This is a genomic window from Pseudomonas putida (assembly GCF_001636055.1).
GTDB classification, from domain to species: Bacteria; Pseudomonadota; Gammaproteobacteria; order Pseudomonadales; family Pseudomonadaceae; genus Aquipseudomonas; species Aquipseudomonas machongensis.
In genome coordinates this window covers 1995964-2015253 of record NZ_CP011789.1, presented here as the reverse complement: position 1 = coordinate 2015253, position 19290 = coordinate 1995964, and the positions used below count along the sequence as shown (strand labels likewise).

Annotated in this window: 17 protein-coding genes and 1 pseudogene; 8 read left to right on the top strand and 10 right to left on the bottom strand. The window is 64.9% G+C overall.

The annotated features are described in order from the left end of the window. Window positions 1–156: 156 nt before the first annotated feature. Together AB688_RS09255 and AB688_RS09250 are read right to left on the bottom strand one after the other, a co-directional pair. Window positions 157–1230: an AI-2E family transporter gene (locus AB688_RS09255; RefSeq protein ID WP_054892889.1), complete on the bottom strand. Its 1074-nt coding sequence runs from the start codon at window positions 1228–1230 to the stop codon at window positions 157–159. A gap of 12 nt (window positions 1231–1242) precedes the next feature. After that, window positions 1243–2307, bottom strand: coding sequence for a DUF2066 domain-containing protein (locus AB688_RS09250; protein ID WP_063543590.1), 1065 nt, complete (start codon window positions 2305–2307; stop codon window positions 1243–1245). Between the two features lie 271 nt (window positions 2308–2578). Here AB688_RS09250 and purM point away from each other — a divergent pair, with 271 nt between their 5' ends. From purM to AB688_RS09230, 4 genes are all read left to right on the top strand, one after another. After that, complete coding sequence (gene purM / locus AB688_RS09245) at window positions 2579–3637, top strand: phosphoribosylformylglycinamidine cyclo-ligase (protein ID WP_063543587.1); 1059 nt, start codon at window positions 2579–2581, stop codon at window positions 3635–3637. Then, entirely contained in the window at window positions 3637–4290 is a 654-nt protein-coding gene (gene purN, locus AB688_RS09240; protein ID WP_054892892.1) for a phosphoribosylglycinamide formyltransferase, read from the top strand. Before purM ends, purN begins: the two co-directional genes overlap by 1 nt. A gap of 8 nt (window positions 4291–4298) precedes the next feature. Beyond that, window positions 4299–5009, top strand: a complete 711-nt coding sequence (locus AB688_RS09235; protein WP_054892893.1) for a DUF3108 domain-containing protein — start codon at window positions 4299–4301, stop codon at window positions 5007–5009. Between the two features lie 208 nt (window positions 5010–5217). Further along, window positions 5218–5400, top strand: coding sequence for a hypothetical protein (locus AB688_RS09230; RefSeq protein ID WP_054892894.1), 183 nt, complete (start codon window positions 5218–5220; stop codon window positions 5398–5400). Window positions 5401–5444: 44 nt separating this feature from the next. On the opposite strand, the gene AB688_RS09225 is transcribed toward AB688_RS09230, so the two are convergent. From AB688_RS09225 to AB688_RS09195, 7 genes are all read right to left on the bottom strand, one after another. Beyond that, a complete protein-coding gene (locus AB688_RS09225) occupies window positions 5445–5984 on the bottom strand; it encodes a DUF2058 domain-containing protein (RefSeq protein WP_054892895.1) in 540 nt (179 codons plus the stop codon). Between the two features lie 26 nt (window positions 5985–6010). Continuing rightward, the gene (gene mazG, locus AB688_RS09220) at window positions 6011–6844 is read right to left on the bottom strand and encodes a nucleoside triphosphate pyrophosphohydrolase (protein WP_063543585.1); all 834 of its coding nucleotides are present in this window, start codon (window positions 6842–6844) and stop codon (window positions 6011–6013) included. A gap of 103 nt (window positions 6845–6947) precedes the next feature. Beyond that, window positions 6948–9188, bottom strand: a complete 2241-nt coding sequence (gene relA, locus AB688_RS09215) for a GTP diphosphokinase (protein WP_054892897.1) — start codon at window positions 9186–9188, stop codon at window positions 6948–6950. Between the two features lie 96 nt (window positions 9189–9284). Next, window positions 9285–10649 carry a 23S rRNA (uracil(1939)-C(5))-methyltransferase RlmD gene (gene rlmD, locus AB688_RS09210; RefSeq protein WP_063543583.1) on the bottom strand — a complete coding sequence of 455 codons (1365 nt, stop codon included), beginning with the start codon at window positions 10647–10649 and terminating at the stop codon, window positions 9285–9287. Then, window positions 10649–11548: a cysteine synthase CysM gene (gene cysM, locus AB688_RS09205; protein ID WP_063543581.1), complete on the bottom strand. Its 900-nt coding sequence runs from the start codon at window positions 11546–11548 to the stop codon at window positions 10649–10651. Before cysM ends, rlmD begins: the two co-directional genes overlap by 1 nt. A 95-nt stretch (window positions 11549–11643) precedes the next feature. Continuing rightward, window positions 11644–13077 (bottom strand): sensor histidine kinase, encoded by a 1434-nt coding sequence (locus AB688_RS09200; protein ID WP_081255210.1) that lies wholly within the window; start codon window positions 13075–13077, stop codon window positions 11644–11646. A 2-nt stretch (window positions 13078–13079) separates the two neighbouring features. Next, a complete protein-coding gene (locus AB688_RS09195) occupies window positions 13080–13796 on the bottom strand; it encodes a response regulator transcription factor (RefSeq protein WP_054892900.1) in 717 nt (238 codons plus the stop codon). A gap of 203 nt (window positions 13797–13999) precedes the next feature. On the opposite strand from AB688_RS09195, the pseudogene AB688_RS09190 reads away from it, so the two are divergent. From AB688_RS09190 to AB688_RS09175, 4 genes and pseudogenes are all read left to right on the top strand, one after another. After that, window positions 14000–16754: pseudogene (locus AB688_RS09190) on the top strand (response regulator). A 31-nt stretch (window positions 16755–16785) separates the two neighbouring features. Further along, window positions 16786–17775 carry a 2-hydroxyacid dehydrogenase gene (locus AB688_RS09185; RefSeq protein ID WP_063543579.1) on the top strand — a complete coding sequence of 330 codons (990 nt, stop codon included), beginning with the start codon at window positions 16786–16788 and terminating at the stop codon, window positions 17773–17775. A 25-nt stretch (window positions 17776–17800) separates the two neighbouring features. After that, entirely contained in the window at window positions 17801–18238 is a 438-nt protein-coding gene (locus AB688_RS09180) for a hypothetical protein (RefSeq protein ID WP_063543577.1), read from the top strand. After that, window positions 18235–18639: an META domain-containing protein gene (locus AB688_RS09175; RefSeq protein WP_063543575.1), complete on the top strand. Its 405-nt coding sequence runs from the start codon at window positions 18235–18237 to the stop codon at window positions 18637–18639. The genes AB688_RS09180 and AB688_RS09175 overlap by 4 nt, the downstream gene beginning before the upstream one ends. A gap of 140 nt (window positions 18640–18779) precedes the next feature. On the opposite strand, the gene AB688_RS09170 is transcribed toward AB688_RS09175, so the two are convergent. Further along, window positions 18780–19247: a TlpA disulfide reductase family protein gene (locus tag AB688_RS09170; protein WP_063543573.1), complete on the bottom strand. Its 468-nt coding sequence runs from the start codon at window positions 19245–19247 to the stop codon at window positions 18780–18782. Between the last annotated feature and the right edge of the window lie 43 nt (window positions 19248–19290).

The following is a 19290-nucleotide window of genomic DNA, read 5'->3' as shown; positions in this document are numbered from 1 at the left end:
TACACGCTTCAGCCATTGGTCTGATTGACCTGGGTCGGCTGAAACGATTGCGGATTGTAACCGAAACGCCAGCACAAACAAATTGGCGGCGGGAACGTCAAGGTGGCGGGTTGTCCCAGGGGCTCGCCCGGCACATGGGCCGGGCGATTGGGAGGTTCAAAGCTCGGGATCGATATCCCCGGCGTACATATCCGACTCTTTATACAGGTCGTGCACATGGCGCAGCAGCACCATGATCACCGCCGCCACCGGCAGCGCCAGGAGCACGCCGGTGAAGCCGAACAGCTCGCCGCCGGCCAGGATGGCGAAGATCACCGCCACCGGATGCAGGCCAATGCGGTCGCCCACCAGCAGCGGGGTCAGCACCATGCCCTCAAGGGCCTGGCCGACCATGAACACCGCGACGATGCCCAGCATCGGGTACAGGTCGCCGCCGAACTGGAACAACCCGGCGATCAGCGCTGCACCGATGCCGACGATGAAGCCCATGTACGGCACGATGGCCGCCAACCCCGCCAGCAGGCCGATCAGCAGCCCCAGCTCGAGGCCGATCAGCGACAGCCCGACCGCGTAGATCACGCCCAGCGCCAGCATGACCAGCAGTTGGCCGCGGACGAACGCCCCCAGCACCTCATGGCACTCACCCGCCAGCCCCACCACCTGGTCTTCACGCTGGCGTGGCAGCAGGCTGCGCAACTTGGCCATCATCAGGTCCCAGTCACGCAGCAGATAGAAGCCCACCACCGGGATCAGCACCAGGTTGGCCAGCCAGGCGATCAGCGCCAGGCTCGAGGCGGTGGCCTGGGACAGGACGATGCCGACGATGTCGGTGGTCTGGCCCATGTGCGCGCCGATGGCAGCCTTGATCTTGTCGAACTTCCAGAAGCCATCGGCCAGGCCCAGCCGGCTCTGCACCCACGGCAGGGCCACATGCTGCAGCCAGTCGAGCATCTGCGGCGCCAGCTCGTACAGGCGCAGCAACTGCTTGGCCAGCATCGGCACCAGTACCAGCAGCAAGGCGAGGAACACCAGCGTGAACAGGCTGAACACCACCACCACGCCCCAGGTGCGCGACAGGCCCAGGCGCTCCAGGCGATCGACCAGCGGGTCGGCCAGGTACGCCAGCAGGATGCCCACCAGGAACGGCGAGAGGATGTTGTGCAGCAGGTACAGCAGGACGGCGATCAGCAGGGCTATGCCCAACCATACCCAACGGCGTACATCAGTCATGTTCGCGGCTCCTTACCAGCGAAAACGCAGGCCATCGAACGGCTTTGGCGCAGCCGCCTGCGGGGCGACCGCCTGGCCGGGCGCTGCCTCTGCTACGGGAGCGGGAGCGGCGGCTGGCGCCGGTTCGACGGGCACCTCCTGCAGATGCGCCAGCCCCAGTTGCGCGCGCAGTTGTTCACGATTGCCGGTGACCGTATAGGTCAGCGTGTCGCCGTCGGCCATCTGCAGCCGCGGGCCATAGGGCTCGAGCACACGCAGCAGTTCGGCGTAGCGCTGCAGGTTCATGCCCTGCACCTGGACCTGCAGGTCGCTGCTCGCGCCCGGGCGGGTGACGTAACGGGGTGCCAGGCGCGTGCTGATCGCCAGCATCACCGCATCGGCCAGCGCGGCCTGGTCGGCCCCCTCTGCCGTGCCCTGCTCGCGCTGCTCGCCCAGCCACAGTTGCCATTTGCCTTGCCACTTGCCGTCGGCTTCGTGGGCGTGCACAGCCAGCAGGGCATCGGCGCCATAGCGCTCGGACGCCTCACGCAGCGGCGCCGGGTCGTTGCCTTCGAGCTGCTTGGCATTGGCCACCAGTTGTTCCTGCAGGTCGGCCAGCGGCAGGCGCAGCGGCAGGCCACGGTGCTGGGCTGCGCGACGCAGCGGCTCGGCGCTGCTCTGGCCATCTCCGACCAGGCTGCTGCCCTCGACACTGTCGTACAGCCACCAGCCAAGAATCGACGGCCGATTGCTGCCCCACAGGGCCAGGCCGCCCTGGCGCAGGGCGCGCTCGGTGCTGCCGGGGTCGAACTCCACCACCACCGCTTCAGGTGGGCCGGCGTCGCTGCCAACCTGATTGATGATCTGTTGCGGATCCTTGCGCAGGGCGACCACCGCCGGGTTCTGCGTCGCCTTGGCATCGCCGGTCAGGCGCAGCACCAGGGTGTCGAGTGCCTTGGCGGTGGCCTGGGTCCGCGCCTCGCTGCCCTGCCCATCGACAGGCTCGCGGACCTGGTAAAGGCCCGATACGGTCTCGGCCTGTGCCGTTGCACCGATCAGCCCTACCCAAACCACTGCCAGGTAATTGAGAAAACGCATGAAGGATTCCTGTCCAGATGACTTTCAGGGCAGAAGCTACAAGCTGCACGCTGTCAGCGGCAAGCAAAAGCGCGCGCCGGTGCTGTCTGTCTACTCTTATAGCCTACCGCTCGCCACTTGCCGTTCAATGGAGGATGGCCGCTGCCGGGCAACCCTGATAAAATCGCGCGCCTTCGCAGACCAGTCACGTACAGGCAGCCGCCGCTTCCCGAGCCGGCCTTGGCCGCGCTGGTCGTTTTCCTGAATCCCTCCCCCTTAAAGGCCTGGATCAATGAGCAAGCAACCCTCCCTGAGCTACAAAGACGCCGGTGTAGACATCGACGCCGGCGAAGCACTGGTCGAACGCATCAAGGGCGTCGCCAAGCGCACCGCACGCCCTGAAGTCATGGGTGGCCTGGGCGGCTTCGGCGCCCTCTGCGAGATCCCGGCCGGCTACAAGCAGCCGGTGCTGGTCTCCGGCACCGACGGCGTCGGCACCAAGCTGCGCCTGGCGCTGAACCTGAACAAGCACGACAGCATCGGCCAGGACCTGGTCGCCATGTGCGTCAACGACCTGGTGGTCTGCGGCGCCGAGCCACTGTTCTTCCTCGACTACTACGCCACCGGCAAGCTGAATGTCGACGTGGCCGCCACCGTGGTCACCGGCATCGGCGCCGGTTGCGAACTGGCCGGTTGCTCGCTGGTCGGTGGTGAAACCGCCGAGATGCCAGGCATGTACGAGGGCGAAGACTACGACCTGGCCGGTTTCTGCGTCGGCGTGGTGGAGAAGTCGGAAATCATCGACGGCTCGAAAGTGGTCACCGGCGACGCCCTGATCGCCCTGCCTTCCTCCGGCCCGCACTCCAACGGCTACTCGCTGATCCGCAAGATCCTCGAAGTGTCCGGCACCGACATCGAGAACACCCAGCTCGACGGCCAGCCGCTGACCGACCTGCTGATGGCGCCGACCCGCATCTACGTCAAGCCGCTGCTGGAGCTGATCAAGAAGACCGGCGCGGTCAAGGCCATGGCCCACATCACCGGTGGCGGCCTGCTGGACAACATCCCGCGCGTCCTGCCAAAAGGCGCCCAGGCCGTGGTCGACGTGGCCAGCTGGCAGCGTCCGGCGGTGTTCGACTTCCTGCAACAGAAAGGCAACGTCGACGAGCACGAGATGCACCGCGTACTGAACTGCGGCGTAGGCATGGTCATCTGCGTGGCCCAGGACCAGGTCGACAACGCCCTGAACGTCCTGCGCCAGGCCGGTGAGAAGCCTTGGGTGATCGGCCGCATCGACGTGGCCGCCGAAGGCGCTGCCCAGGTCGAGCTGCAGAACCTCAAGGCACACTGATGCCGAGCAAGACCTGCAATGTCGTCGTACTGCTGTCGGGCTCCGGCAGCAACCTGCAAGCCCTGATCGACAGCATCCACGCCGAACACGGTAGCGCGCGGATCCGCGCGGTGATTTCCAACCGCCCCGACGCCTTTGGCCTGCAACGGGCCAAAGCTGCCGGGATCGACACCGCCGTGCTCGAGCACGGTGGTTTCGACGGGCGCGAAGCATTCGACGCGGCGCTGATGCAACTGATCGATGGCTTCGCCCCCGACCTGGTGGTGCTGGCCGGCTTCATGCGCATCCTCAGTGGCGCCTTCGTGCGCCACTACCAGGGGCGCCTGCTCAACATCCACCCGTCGCTGTTGCCCAAGTACAAAGGGTTGCACACTCACCAGCGGGCTCTGGATGCCGGTGACGCCGAGCACGGCTGCAGTGTTCATTTCGTCACCGAGGAACTCGACGGCGGGCCCTTGGTCGTACAGGCTGTGGTAGCGGTCGCGCCAGGCGACGATGCGCAGAGCCTGGCACAACGGGTCCACCAACAGGAACACCAGATCTACCCGCTGGCGGTGCGCTGGTTCGCCGAAGGACGCTTGCGCCTGGGCGAACAAGGTGCATTACTGGATGGCCAGCCGCTGGCGGCCAGCGGTCACTTGATTCGACCCTAGGAGAATATATGCGTCGCGCCCTGCTATTGGCTCTCGCCGTGCTCGCCCTGCCCCTTCAGGCAGCTGATCTGAAGCCTTTCTCGGCCAGCTACACCGCCGACTGGAAACAGCTGCCCATGAGCGGCACCGCCGAACGCAGCCTGGTCAAGAACGCCAACGGTACCTGGGACCTCAACTTCAAAGCCTCCATGATGATCGCCAGCCTGACCGAACAGAGCACGGTGCGCATGGACAACGACACCCTGCTGCCGCAGAAGTATCACTTCGAGCGTGGCGGCCTGGGCAAGGCGAAGAAGGTCGACCTGGACTTCGACTGGAACAGCAAGAAAGTCACCGGTAGCGACCGTGGCGATGCGATCAGCCTGCCGCTCAACCGTGGGGTGCTGGACAAGTCGTCCTATCAACTGGCCCTGCAACATGACGTGGCAGCGGGCAAGAAGAGCATGACGTACCAGGTGGTCGACGGTGACGAGATCGACACCTACGACTTCCGCGTGCTGGGCACCGAGAAGGTTGCCACCAAGACCGGCCAGGTCGATGCGGTCAAGGTCGAGCGCGTGCGCGACCCAAGCCAGAGCAAGCGCATCACCGAGCTGTGGTTCGCCAAGGACTGGGACTACCTGCTGGTGCAACTGCGCCAGGTCGAGACCGATGGCAAGGAATACGTGATCGTGCTGCAGGATGGTACGGTCGATGGCAGGACGGTGAAGGGCAACTGATCCGTTCCCTGCGCTGTAACCTGCTGTAGCCCGAGCCCCGCCTGGTGCGGGGCTTTGTTTTGGCTTGCAGGAGCGCCGCGATGGGATCAAGCGCAGCGCGTTTCATGAACATAGTTTCATCGTCGTTTTATTTACTTAGCCTGCTAACAAACTCTATAAAGAAGGTGTGCGACACAGTGTCGCAGACCAACAGAAGTGGAGTTTACCGATGACTGTCCAAGTAACCGAACGCGACGAATCGAGAATGTCCCACGAAGGCCTGGCCGCTGGCGTGCGGATCTGGGACGTACACCAGCAGGGCCAACTGGTCGGCATGTTCCACAACGAGCATGAAGCCCACCAGTACCGCCAGGAGCTCGAGACCCTCGAGAGCCAACGCGGCACACAATAAGATCTCCCCCACGAAAAACCCCGCCTGAGCGGGGTTTTCGTCATTTACCACATCAGATCGTCAGGGATCTTGTAGGCCGCATATGGATCATCTTCATCGGCCTCCTCGACATGGGTGTTGAGCAGCAGGATGCGCTTGGGATCGCGTTCCTGGATCTTCACCGCCGCCTCGCGCGGGATCACTTCGTAGCCGCCGCCATGGGCGACGATCGCCAGCGAGCCGTTGCTCAGCTTGCTGCGCATCAGGGCGTTGACGGCAATGCGCTTGACCTTCTTGTCGTCGACGAAGTTGTAGTAGTCCTCGGTGGTCAGCTTGGGCAGGCGGGTCGCCTCGATCAATTGCTTGACCTGTGCGGCACGGGCCTTCTGCTCGGCCTTCTCCTGCACCTGGCGGTTCAGTTCCTGGTCCTTTTTGGCCTTGTCGGCCATGGCTTCCTTGGCCAGGCGCTGCTGGCTGTCGTCCACCTCGACCTGGCCCTTGTGTTCCAGGCGTTTCTGTTTCTTCTCGGCCTTGTTGGTCTGGGAGACCTGCTTCTGGTTGACCAGACCGGCCTTGAGCAATTGATCGCGAAGGGAAAGGCTCATCGGTGTTCACTCACTTATGCATCGGCTCAGCCGCAGCTGGGCAGGTTCTTTTCCTGACGTTTGGCTTCGCCCCAGAGGGCATCCAACTCGTCAAGGTTACAATCTTCGATCGGTCGGCCAGTGTCGCGCAATGCCTGCTCGATGAAGCGGAAACGTCGTTCGAACTTACGGTTGGCGCGGCGCAGGGCGTTTTCCGGATCCTGCTTGAGGTGACGGGCCAGGTTCACGGCGGCGAACAGCAGGTCGCCGACTTCGTCTTCCAGTGCCTGGTCATCGCCATCGGCCATGGCCTGCAATACCTCGTCGAGCTCCTCGCGGACCTTGTCCAGCACCGGCAACGCCTCGGGCCAGTCGAAACCGACGGTGGCCGCGCGCTTCTGCAGTTTGGTCGCACGCGACAGCGCCGGCAAGGCGCCGGGAACATCGTCGAGCAGCGAGAGCTGTTCGGGGGTGCTCTTCTCGGCGCGCTCCTCGGCCTTGATCTCTTCCCAGCGCGACTTGACCTGCGCCTCGCTCAAGCGCGGGATGTCGGGTGCGGCGTAGAGGTCACCGGTGGGGAACACGTGCGGATGGCGGCGGATCAGCTTGCGGGTGATTGAATCAACCACGCCGGCAAACTCGAAACGTCCCTCCTCCCGCGCCAGCTGGCTGTAGTAGACCACCTGGAACAGCAGGTCGCCGAGTTCGCCCTGCAACTGCGCGAAATCGCCTTGCTCGATGGCGTCGGCCACCTCGTAGGCTTCCTCGATGGTGTGCTTGACGATGCTGGTGTAGTCCTGCTCGAGATCCCAGGGGCAGCCGTATTGCGGATCGCGCAGGCGGGCCATGAGGTGGAGCAGGTCGTCTAGGGTGTAGGTCATTACAGGTCCTTCGGCAGTGCCTTCATCGCGGGCAAGCCCGCTCCTACAGGAATCACGCTGCACCTGCAGGAGCGGGCTTGCCCGCGATGGGGGCGACGCAGTCTCAAGGCGTACGATTACGCCGCGTCTCGATGATGTTCGGCAACTGCGAGATCCGTCCGAGCAAGCGCCCCAGCGCATCCAGGCCTGGAATCTCGATGGTCAGCGACATCAGCGCGGTGTTGTCTTCCTTGTTCGAGCGGGTATTGACCGCCAGCACGTTGATCTTCTCGTTGAGCAGCACCTGCGAAACGTCGCGCAGCAGGCCCGGGCGGTCGTAGGCGCGGATGACGATGTCGACCGGGTAGGTCTGCACCGGAATCGGCCCCCAACTCACCTGAATCATGCGCTCCGGCTCCTTGCCCGCCAACTGCAGCACCGAGGCGCAGTCCTGGCGGTGAATGCTCACGCCGCGGCCCTGGGTGATGTAGCCGACGATGGCGTCGCCCGGCAGCGGCTGGCAGCAACCGGCCATCTGCGTGAGCAGGTTGCCTACGCCCTGGATCTGGATGTCGTTGCGCTTGCCCGATCGGGTCCCGCGCGCCGGGCGCGGCACCAGCTCGACCGGCTCGATGCGCTCCGGCTCGAGCAACTGCTGGGCGGCGTTGACCATGTGCGCCAGGCGCAGATCACCGGCCCCCAGCGCAGCGAACATGTCCTCGGCGGTCTTGACGTTGGCCTTTTCCGCCAGGCGCTCGAAGTCCACCTGCGGCAGGCCCAGGCGGCTGAGTTCGCGCTCGATGAGGGTCTTGCCGGCAGCGACGTTCTGGTCGCGCGCCTGCAGCTTGAACCAATGGACGATCTTTGCCCGCGCACGCGAGGTGGTGACGTAGCCAAGGTTGGAGTTCAGCCAGTCGCGGCTCGGGTTGCCCTGCTTGCTGGTGATGATCTCCACCTGCTCGCCGGTCTGCAGGCTGTAGTTCAGCGGTACGATGCGACCGTTGATCTTGGCGCCACGGCAGTTGTGGCCGATCTCGGTGTGCACGCGGTAGGCGAAGTCCAGCGGCGTGGCGCCCTTGGGCAGGTCGATGGCGTGACCATCAGGGGTGAACACGTAGACCCGGTCCGGCTCGATGTCGACCCGCAGTTGTTCGGCCAGGCCGCCGATGTCGCCCAGTTCCTCGTGCCACTCCAGCACCTGGCGCAGCCAGGAAATCTTCTCTTCGTAGTGGTTGGAGCTGGACTTGACGTCGGTGCCCTTGTACTTCCAGTGCGCGCAGACACCAAGCTCGGCCTCCTCGTGCATGCCGTGGGTACGGATCTGCACCTCGAGCACCTTGCCCTCGGGGCCGATCACCGCGGTGTGCAGCGAGCGGTAGCCGTTTTCCTTGGGGTTGGCGACGTAGTCGTCGAACTCCTTGGGGATGTGGCGCCACAAGGTGTGGACGATACCCAGCGCGGTATAGCAGTCGCGGATTTCCGGCACCAGCACGCGCACCGCACGCACGTCGTAGATCTGGCTGAACTCCAGGCCCTTGCGCTGCATCTTGCGCCAGATCGAATAGATGTGTTTCGCCCGACCGCTGATGTCGGCCTTGACTCCGGTGGCCAGCAGCTCGTTCTGCAACTGGTTCATCACATCGCTGATGAAGCGCTCGCGGTCCAGCCGCCGCTCGTGCAAAAGCTTGGCGATCTGCTTGTACTGGTCGGGCTCCAGGTAGCGGAAGGACAGGTCTTCCAGCTCCCACTTGATATGGCCGATGCCCAGGCGGTGAGCGAGCGGTGCGTAGATGTCGAACACCTCGCGCGCCACGCGCAGGCGTTTTTCGTCATCGGCGGCCTTCACCGCGCGGATGGCGCAGGTCCGCTCGGCCAGCTTGATCAGGGCGACGCGTACGTCGTCGACCATGGCCACGAGCATCTTGCGCAGGTTCTCGACCTGCGCCTGCGAGCCCAGCACCAGCGACTGGCGCGGGCTGAGGCTGGCGCTGATGGCGGCCATGCGCAGCACGCCGTCGATCAGCTTGGAGACCACCGGGCCGAAACGCTGGCCGACCTCGGCCAGGGTGACCTTGCCTTCGCGGACCGAGCGATAGATCACGGCAGCGACCAGCGAGTCCTGGTCGAGCTTGAGGTCTGCGAGAATTTCAGCGATCTCGAGCCCCGCCTGGAAGCTCGACGTCCCGTCGGCCCAGGAATGCTTGGCCGGGTTGCCCTTCTTCTCGACTTCCTGGGCGAAATCGCAGGCCTCCTTGAGCGCCGTGCGATCCAGCGCCGAATCGACGCTCACCACATGATCCAGCCATGCTTCGAGATTGATACTGCCGTCGGTGTTGACCGGCTGGTGCACTCTCACCTGTACCATGTTTCGTTTACCTTTCCATACAGCGCACCTCGCGGGTGCACTGGCAATCAACCGTGCCGCTTCCCGTCCGTGGAAGCCGCACCAAGGGGCCAGCCGTTACTGGCCCACTTCGAATAACGCCATGGCCTCGACATGCGCCGTCTGAGGAAACATGTCGAGAATCCCGGCCCTTTTTAACCGGTACCCCTGGCCGACCAGCACCTGCGCGTCTCGCGCCAGCGTGGCGGGGTTGCACGATACATAGACCAGCCGCCTGGCCTTCAGGCGTGCGATGCTTTGCACCACCTCGTAGGCACCGTCGCGCGGTGGGTCCAAGAGTACCGCAGAAAAGCCCTCGGCGGCCCATTCGGCACCTGCCAAAGACTGCGATAAATCGGCCTGAAAAAACCGTGCGTTATGCACATTGTTGCTCGCGGCGTTGGCGGCGGCCCGATCGACCATCGCCTGCACACCTTCCACCGCCACCACTTCACGGGCCTGGCGAGCCAGCGGCAGGGCAAAATTGCCCAGGCCACAGAACAGGTCCAGTACCCGTTCGTCCGGTTGCGGCGCAAGCCACGCCAGCGCCTGTTGGATCATCAAGGTGTTGACCTGGGCATTGACCTGCACGAAGTCGCCCGGTCGCCACGCCAGCTCCAGCCCCCAAGGGGCAAGGTCAAACCCAAGTCTCGCGGCGCCATCATGTGGCGCCGGCTCACCCTCGCCCTGCAGCCACAGTTGCGCACCCGCCTGCTCGCAGAACGCCTGCAGGCGCGCCAGGTCGTCATCGGCCAGCGGCGCTACATGGCGTACCAGCACTGCCTCGGCGGTGCCGCTGAACAATTCCACATGCCCCAGCGCCTGAGGCCTGCTCAAGCTGCGCAGCACGGTCGGCAAATGTCGCAGGATGGTTTGCAAGGGTTGTACCAGCACCGGGCAATCGTCGATGGCGATGATGTCCTGGCTGGCTTCGGCGCGAAAACCGACCTGCAGCTCGCGCGCCTTCACATCCCAACGCACGGCGATGCGCGCGCGACGGCGGTAGCCGAATTCCGGCCCGGCCAGCGGTGCGGCCCACTCATCAGGCTGCACACCGGCTACGCGCTGCAACTGCTCGGCGAGCAGGCGCTGCTTGAGCGCCAGCTGGCCCTCGTGGGGCAGGTGCTGAAGGTTGCAACCGCCGCAGCGGGCGTAATGCCGGCACGGCGCCTCGCGCCGCTCGGGGCTGGCCTGCAGCACGCGCTCAAGGCGTGCTTCGACGATCTTGCCGCGGGCATTGAGCACCCGCGCCTCGACCGCCTCGCCCGCCAGGGCACCACTGACGAACCAGGTGCGCCCCTCGACAAAGGCGATGCCGCGTCCGTCACCGGCCAGGCGTTCGATGTCCAGGCGTTGTTTCTTGCCCACCGGCACCTGTGGGGTGCGGTCGCCGCCGGCTGGCTGGAAGCGCAGGCCGCTGCTGTTGCTTTTCTTTCTGGACATCAGGTCGCGTCGAACAGGCCGGTGGAGAGATAACGGTCGCCGCGGTCGCAGATGATCGCGACCATCACGGCATTTTCCACTTCACGGGACAGACGCAGCATCGCCGCGACCGCACCGCCGGAGGACACACCGCAGAAAATGCCCTCTTCGCGTGCAAGGCGACGGGTGGTGTCTTCGGCTTCCTGCTGGGACATGTCCACCACGCGATCGACGCGGGTGGCGTCGAAGATCTTCGGCAGGTATTCCTCCGGCCAGCGGCGAATACCGGGAATGGCCGAGCCTTCCATCGGTTGCAGGCCGACGATCTGCACCGCCGGGTTCTGTTCCTTGAGGTACTGCGAGCAGCCCATGATGGTGCCGGTGGTGCCCATGGAACTGACGAAGTGGGTGATGTTGCCCTGGGTCTGCTGCCAGATCTCGGGACCTGTGCTGGTGTAGTGGGCAATCGGGTTGTCGCCGTTGGCGAACTGGTCGAGCACCAGGCCGCGACCTTCGGCCTGCAGCTTTTCGGCCAGATCGCGCGCCCCTTCCATGCCTTCTTCCTTGGTCACCAGGATCAGCTCGGCGCCATAGGCGGTCATCGCCGCCTTGCGCTCGGCCGTGGAGTTGTCGGGCATGATCAGGATCATCTTGTAACCCTTGATCGCCGCCGCCATGGCCAGGGCGATGCCGGTGTTGCCGGAGGTTGCCTCGATCAGGGTGTCGCCAGGCTTGATCTGGTTGCGCAGTTCGGCGCGGGTGATCATCGACAACGCCGGACGGTCCTTGACCGAGCCGGCCGGGTTGTTGCCTTCGAGCTTGAGCAGGAGAGTATTGCTGGTCTGCCCGGCGATACGCTGCAGGCGGACCAGAGGGGTGTTGCCGACGCAATCGGCGATGGTTGGGTACTGCAAGGTCATGGGCGTGTTTCGCAATCAGGACGGCAGGGGCGCCTATCATACCGGCAAAGGACGCGCCGCCATATCACGCAATCGCTGGGAGATATAGCAGGTAGTTATATGGGTGCCGAACCCTGCGCGGGCAAACTCGCGCTCGCAAGAACAGTGAAAGCCTTTTCAGCAGCAGGCTTACCTGCCAAGCCCTCGGTGTCGACACAAGGCAGGCGCATGCACAGTCGCAACCCCCGTTGCCCATTCTCGGCCCACAGCCTGCCGCCCTGACGCTGGATCGCACTGCGGGCGATACTCAGCCCCAGCCCAAAGCCTCCATCCCCGGGGCGCGAGCCGTCGAGCCGGGAAAACGGCGCGAAGATCCTTTCCAGATCGTCGTCATCCACCCCGCCGCCTTCATCTTCCAGGAACAACTGCCAGTGATTGCCCTCGCGCTGGCCACTCAGGCGCACCACCCCGTCATGCGGTGAGTGGCGGATGGCATTGCGCAGCATGTTCTCCAGCGCCTGGGCCAGGTGGTTGAGATTACCCTCCACCCAACAGCTGGCCGGCAACGTGCACTGCAACCGCTGCGCTGCCCAACCGCTTTCGTAGCAGGCATTCTCCACCAGCAGGTCCCACAGGGCCTGAAGCTGGATGGGCTCAAGGTTCATCGGCGCACGCTCGGCATCCTGCCAGGCCAGTTGCAGGGTGTCCTCGACCAGTTGCTGCATGCAATCGAGTTCCCGTTCGAGGCGTTCGCGCAGGCGCGCGACGTCGGTCTCGCCCTCGCAGGCCACACGCAGGCGGCTCAGTGGCGTGCGCATCTCGTGGGACAAGTCGCGCAACAGTTGCTGCTGCAGGGCCACGGTGCCCTGCAGGCGCTCGGCCATCTGGTCGAAGGCACGCGCCAGCTCGCCCAACTCGTCGTCACGACCGATCGTGCGCGAATCGAGCCGCGCCGAAAGCTGGTCGGCACGCCAGGCATTGGCCTGCTCGCGCAACTGGTTCAGCGGCACGATCAGCATCCGGTAGAGGCCCACGCACAGCAGCAGGGTGAAAAGACCCGGCATCACACCGTTGGTGATGATCCGCCAGAGCAACCGGTACTGGCCGGGGGTCAGGCGCTGGGGCAACTCGATCACCAGCATGCCCTGCTCGGGAGCCTGGGGGAACGGCAAGCGCAACCAGGGCTGGTCGACGCTGCGCCTGCTCATCGGCCAGTCGACGCCGCGCAGGCGGGTCAGGCGCTGGATTTCCTCCGTGGACAAGCGAGCCCCGGCGAGCGGACGCAAGTTGCCATCGAGCACCGCGATCCAGCCCGACTCACGCTGGCGCATGTCCAGCAACCAGCGCTCGAGGCCTTCGCGGCCACCCTGGTTCCAGGCCTGCTCGGCCTCGGCGGCATAACCGCGCAACAGCTGCCGGGCAGGCTCGGACAAGAAGGCGTTCTGGGTTTCCATATGCCGGCCCCAGGTGTAGCTCAGGCCGATCATCAGCAGGCAGAAGCCCACCAGCAGCACCGCCAGCTTCCAGAACAGCGATCGACGATCGAGCATGCTCAGTCTGCCTCGCCGGCACAGAACACGTAGCCCTTGCCCCATACCGTGCGCACCTGGCGCTCGTGATAACCGATACCCTTGAGCTTGCGACGGATCTGGCTGACATGCATGTCCAGGCTGCGGTCATGGCGTGAATAGCCACGTTGCAGGACCTGCTGGTAAAGGAAGGGCTTGCTCAACACCTCCTCCTGGCTGCGATTGAGGGTGTCGAGCAGGCGATATTCACTGGGCGTGAGCCCCGCAGCCTGCCCGTCGAGCGTCACGTCGCAGGCCTGGTCGTCGAAATGCAGTTGCCCCGGCAAGACGTCACGCGGCGCTTGATGCCGGCGCTCCAGGGCGACCCGGCGCAGGATCGCCTCGATGCGCACGCGCAGCTCGGCCATGCTGAAGGGCTTGGGCAGGTAGTCGTCGGCACCGCGCTGGAAACCGCTGATACGGTCCGCCTCGGCCCCCAGCGCCGACATCAGGATGACCGGCGTGGCGCTGCGCCGGCGCAGTTGCGCCAGGGCGTCCAGACCGTTGAGCCCTGGCAGCAGGATGTCCAGCAACACCACATCGAAGGCCTCGCGGCCAGCAGTTTCCAAGCCTTCCAGGCCATTACGGCACCAGGTCACGCGGAAACCGCCGCGCTGCAGCTCCTCGTGCAGGTAGGCGCCGAGCACCGGATCGTCCTCGATGGCGAGGATGCTTGAGTCGTGAATGGATACGGTATGCATTGGCATCTGCCATGAATTCTCAGTTGCGCGATTATTGGCGAGGGACGCCGTTCTGGCAACCGAGTGTCGACCAATGCCCTTGCCAGCGCCGCGCGCCATAAAAAACCCGCACAAACAAAGTGCATTACCGGTGCGTGCGGAGTAACGTTCTGCGGGATCCCGTCCACTCGCGACGGCCCGCACGCACATGACAGGAGACAGGTGTGCTCGATCGTTTGGGAATCAGAAGCCGCGTCCTGCTGCTGGCCCTACTGCCCGCCGGGCTGATGGCGCTGGTGCTGGGCATTTATTTCACCTGGTTGCAGCAGAACGAACTGCGCACCCAACTGTTGCAACGCGGCAAGATGATCGCCGAGCAACTGGCACCGCTCGCAGCCCCCGCCCTGGCCCAGGAAGCGCCAGCGCAGCTCGAGCGCATCGCCGCCGAGGCTTTGGAGCAGACCGATGTGCGTGCCGTGGCTTTCCTGGCCCCGGACCGTTCGCGCCTGGCCCATGCCGGCCCCAGCATGCTCAACCAGCCGCCCAGTGGCGGCACCGGTACGCAACTGCTGCAACGCACCGGCAACGACGCCACGCGCTACCTGATGCCGGTTTTCGGCCATCACCGCGACCTGGCCACCGAAGCCGTGCCCAACGAATCCGAGCGCTTGCTTGGCTGGGTCGAGATCGAACTGTCCCACGACGGCACGCTCCTGCGCGGCTATCGCAACCTGTTCACCAGCCTGCTGCTGATCTTTGCCTGCCTGAGCCTCACGGTGCTGCTGGCATTGCGCATGAGCCGGGCGATCAACGGCCCGATCGGGCGCATCAAGCACGCGGTCACCCAGCTCAAGGAGGGCAATCTCGAAGAACGCCTGCCGCCCATGGGCAGCGTCGAGCTGGACGAGCTGGCGGCCGGCATCAACCGCATGGCCGAAACCCTGCACAACGCCCACGAAGAGCTGCAGCACAGCATCGACCAGGCCACCGAGGACGTGCGCCAGAACCTGGAGACCATCGAGATCCAGAACATCGAGCTGGACATGGCGCGCAAGGAGGCCCTGGAGGCCAGTCGGATCAAATCCGAATTCCTCGCCAACATGAGCCACGAGATCCGCACCCCGCTCAATGGCATCCTCGGCTTCACCCACCTGCTGCAAAAGAGCGAGCTCACGCCTCGCCAGCTCGACTATCTGGGCACCATCGAAAAGTCCGCCGACAACCTGCTGGGGATCATCAACGAGATTCTCGACTTCTCCAAGATCGAAGCCGGCAAGCTTGTGCTTGACAGCATCCCCTTCAACCTGCGCGACCTGATCCAGGACACCCTGACCATCCTCGCGCCGGCGGCCCACGCCAAGCAGCTGGAGCTGGTCAGCCTGGTGTACCGCGACACGCCCCTGTCGCTGGTTGGCGATCCGCTGCGGCTCAAGCAGATCCTCACCAACCTGGTGAGCAACGCCATCAAGTTCACCCGCGAAGGCACGATCGTCGTGCGCGCCATGGTCGAAGACGAGCACGAAGACACCGCGCAACTGCGCATCAGCGTGCAGGACACCGGCATCGGCCTGTCACCGGCGGACGTGCGCACCCTGTTCCAGGCCTTCAGCCAGGCCGACAACTCGCTGTCGCGCCAACCTGGCGGCACCGGCCTTGGGCTGGTGATCTCCAAGCGCCTGATCGAACAGATGGGCGGCGAGATCGGCGTCGACAGCACGCCGGGCGAAGGCTCGCAGTTCTGGATCAACCTGAGCCTGCCCAAGGCCCACGACGACGCCGAGGAAATGCCCCTGCAAGCGTTGCTGGGCCGCCGCGCAGCGATCGTCGACGGCCACGATGGCCCGTCAGGCCCTGGAACACCAGCTTGAAGACTGTGGCCTGAGCGTCAGCCTGTTCTCGTCGTTCGAGCAGTTGCTGCAAGGCGTACAGGCCGCCAGCCAGGCCGGCCACCCCTTCGAATTCGCCGTGCTTGGCGCCAACCTGGGCAACCTCTCGCCCGACCAGCTCGGCCAGTACCACCAACAACTCGAACGCCTGGGCTGCCAGTGCGTGGTGCTGTGCCCGACCACCGAGCAGGCGCTGTATCACCCGTTCCTGCCCAATGCCAATGGCCAATTGCTGTCCAAGCCCACCTGCACCCGCAAGTTGCGCCGCCTGCTGCTGGAACTGGTGCAACCGACCCGCCCCAGCAGCGAACCGCGGCACACTGCCGGCTCGCGGGTGCCAAGGATCCTCTGTGTCGACGACAACCCGGCCAACCTGCTGCTGGTGCAGACCCTGCTCGAAGGCATGGGCGCCGCAGTCGTGGCAGTAGACAGCGGCTTCGCGGCAGTCCAGGCCGTGCAGGACGAACCCTTCGACCTGGTGCTGATGGATGTGCAGATGCCCGGCATGGACGGCTGCGCCTGCACCGAGCAGATCCGTCGCTGGGAAGCCAGCCAGAGTGGCCCGCCCCTGCCTATCGTCGCCCTGACAGCCCACGCCATGGCCAACGAAAAGCGCGCCCTGCTGCACAGTGGCATGGATGACTACCTGACCAAGCCGATCAGCGAGCGCCAGCTGGCCCAAGTGGTGATGAAATGGACCGGCCTGAGCCTCGGTACGCCCTCACTGGACCGCGCCACTGAACGCTTGCCCGATAGCAACGAGCTCAAGGTGCTCGACCACGAAGAGGGTTTGCGCCTGGCGGCCGGCAAAGCGGACCTGGCCGCCGACATGCTGGCGATGCTGCTGGCCTCGTTGGAAGGTGATCGCCAGGCCATCCGCAGCGCGCGCGAACAAGGCGATCGTTCGGCGATGATCGAACGCGTTCACCGCCTCAACGGCGCTTCGCGCTATTGCGGCGTCCCACAGTTGCGGGCCGCCTGTCAGCGCAGCGAGACGCTGCTCAAGCAGGACAGCCCGCAGGCATTGCAGGCGCTGGATGACCTGGAGCGCGCCATCCACCGGCTGGCGGAGCAGGCGCACCTGCGTGCCTGATCGTCGACGACACACCGAAGGAATCTCCACCATGCGCGTCCTGTTGTTCAGCAGCCAGCACTACGACCAGGAAAGCTTCACCCAGGCCGCCGCCAGCCGCGCCCTGGAGCTGCATTTCCAATCCGCTCGCCTCACCCCGGACACCGCCCCACTGGCCCAGGGCTTCGAGGTGGTCTGCGCCTTCATCAACGATGATCTGGGCGCCGAAGTCCTGCAACGCCTGGCCAGCGGTGGTACACGGCTGATCGCCCTGCGTTCGGCGGGCTACAACCATGTCGACCTGGCGGCTGCTGCACACCTTGGGCTGACGGTGGTGCGCGTCCCAGCTTATTCGCCGCACGCCGTGGCCGAGCACGCGGTAGCGCTGATCCTGGCCCTCAACCGCCGCCTGCACCGCGCCTACAACCGCACCCGCGAAGGCGATTTCACCTTGCATGGCCTGACCGGCTTCGACCTGCACGGCAAGACCGTGGGCGTGGTCGGCACCGGGCAGATCGGTGCTGCGTTCGCCCGCATCATGGCCGGCTTCGGCTGCCAGTTGCTGGCCTACGACCCCTACCCCAACCCCGAGCTGCTGGCCCTCGGTGCCCGCTATCTGGAACTGCCCGAACTGCTTGGCCAGGCACGGATCATCAGCCTGCATTGCCCGCTGACCGAGCACACCCGTCATCTGATCAACGCCGAGAGCCTCGCGCGCCTGCAGCCCGGTGCCATGCTGATCAACACCGGGCGCGGTGCGCTGGTCGATACCCCGGCGCTGATCGACGCGCTCAAGAGCGGCCAGCTCGGCTACCTGGGCCTGGATGTCTATGAAGAAGAGGCGCAACTGTTCTTCGAGGACCGCTCCGACCTGCCGCTACAGGACGACGTGCTGGCCCGGCTGCTGACCTTCCCCAACGTGATCGTCACCGCGCACCAGGCGTTTCTGACCCGCGAAGCGCTGGAAGCGATTGCCGCGACCACCCAGGACAACATCGCCCGCTGGGCAGCAGGCGATGCGCAAAACACGGTCACAGGGTAGGATACGCGGCATTTCTGGAGGACCCATGGTCGAGCACGATTTCCGCTACACCCTTTTCAACCCGCAACACACCCTGATCGAATGCCGCGCGCTGGTGCCAGGCCGCTACCAGGTAACCGGCAACGGCGGATCGATGCACAAAGGCGACGTCCTGCTGGTGACGCTCAAAGGCAGCAAGGACCTGTCCATGCGCCTGACCGTCGAGAGCGTCCGTCACCTGATCAACCCGCGCGGCCAGTGGGTTGCCGTGGCCAGCGGCCCGGTGTTCAACGAACTGGAAATCCTCACCTGGCAGGTCAAGTGCGACAGCTGCGAGGCCGTGCTCGACTTCGAATTCGCCGTCGATGCAAAGCTCGGCAAGAAGGCCCGCCAGCCCGCCGCCAATGCACGCATCGCGGAGCTGGGCTGGAGCAGCCAGGGCGAGCGTCACCTGTGCCGCAACTGCCAGGGAAGCGCCCAGTGAAACACCTGTTGATCTGCGCCGCGCTGCTCGGCGGCCTGTTCGGCTGCGCGGCGCAGCCTTCCAAACTGCAGCAGGAGCGCAGCTATGTGCTGGAGTGGATCGGCGAACGCCCGCTGATCGACTACAGCCACCTGACCCTCACCCTGGCCGATGATGGCCGCGCCTATGGCAATGCGGGCTGCAACCATTGGTTCGCCAGCTATACCCTGGACGGCGATAAATTGAGCTTCGGTAAGGTCGGCAAGACCCGCAAGCTGTGTGCACCGGCATTGATGGAGCAGGAGCAGCGCTTCCTCCAGGCCCTGGAAACGGTGCAGCGCTGGGATGTGTCAGCGATCGAGCAGATCCGCTTCTGGCCGGCCGAAGGCAAGCCGCTGCGCTTCTGGCCTGAGGAAGGCTGAAGTGCATCGGGGCCGCTGCGCGGCCCATTCGCGGCGCGAGGCCGCTCCCACAAGTAACACCGCAGTATTCAGAAGTTGCGGAGCTCTTGTAGGAGCGGCCTCGCGCCGCGAATGGGCTGCGAAGCAGCCCCGACAACAGGTCAGGCGCCGCCCTTGAGCGCCTTGATCTTCGCCTGCAGCCCTTCGAGCGTCTGCTCACCGAGCAACTGCTCACGCACCTTGCCCTTGTCGTCGATGATGTAGGTCACCGGCAGTGCTTCGCTGCGAGGCAGCTCGTAACGTTCGGCCGGGTCCTGGGCCAGCACGGTGAAGTCGATGCCCAGCGCCTGCACGGCCTGCTTGAGGTCGTCGCCCTGCAGCCCGTCGAAGTTCACCCCTACCACCTTGATGCCCTGGGCAGACCATTGCTTGGCCGCCGTGTTCAGTTCGGGGATCTCGGTGCGGCAAGGTCCGCACCACTCGGCCCAGTAGTTGAGCACCAGCCAGTGCCCGTCGATCTGCTCGGCCTTCACCATATTGCCGTGCTGGTCCACGCCGTAGTCCGCACCGCAGCCGCCGAGCAAAAGGCTCGCGGTGATGGCCAGTGCAGCTGCCAAACGCCTTGCCATGGGTCAATCCTTCTCGAAGTTTTAAGGCATGAAATGTCGGTCG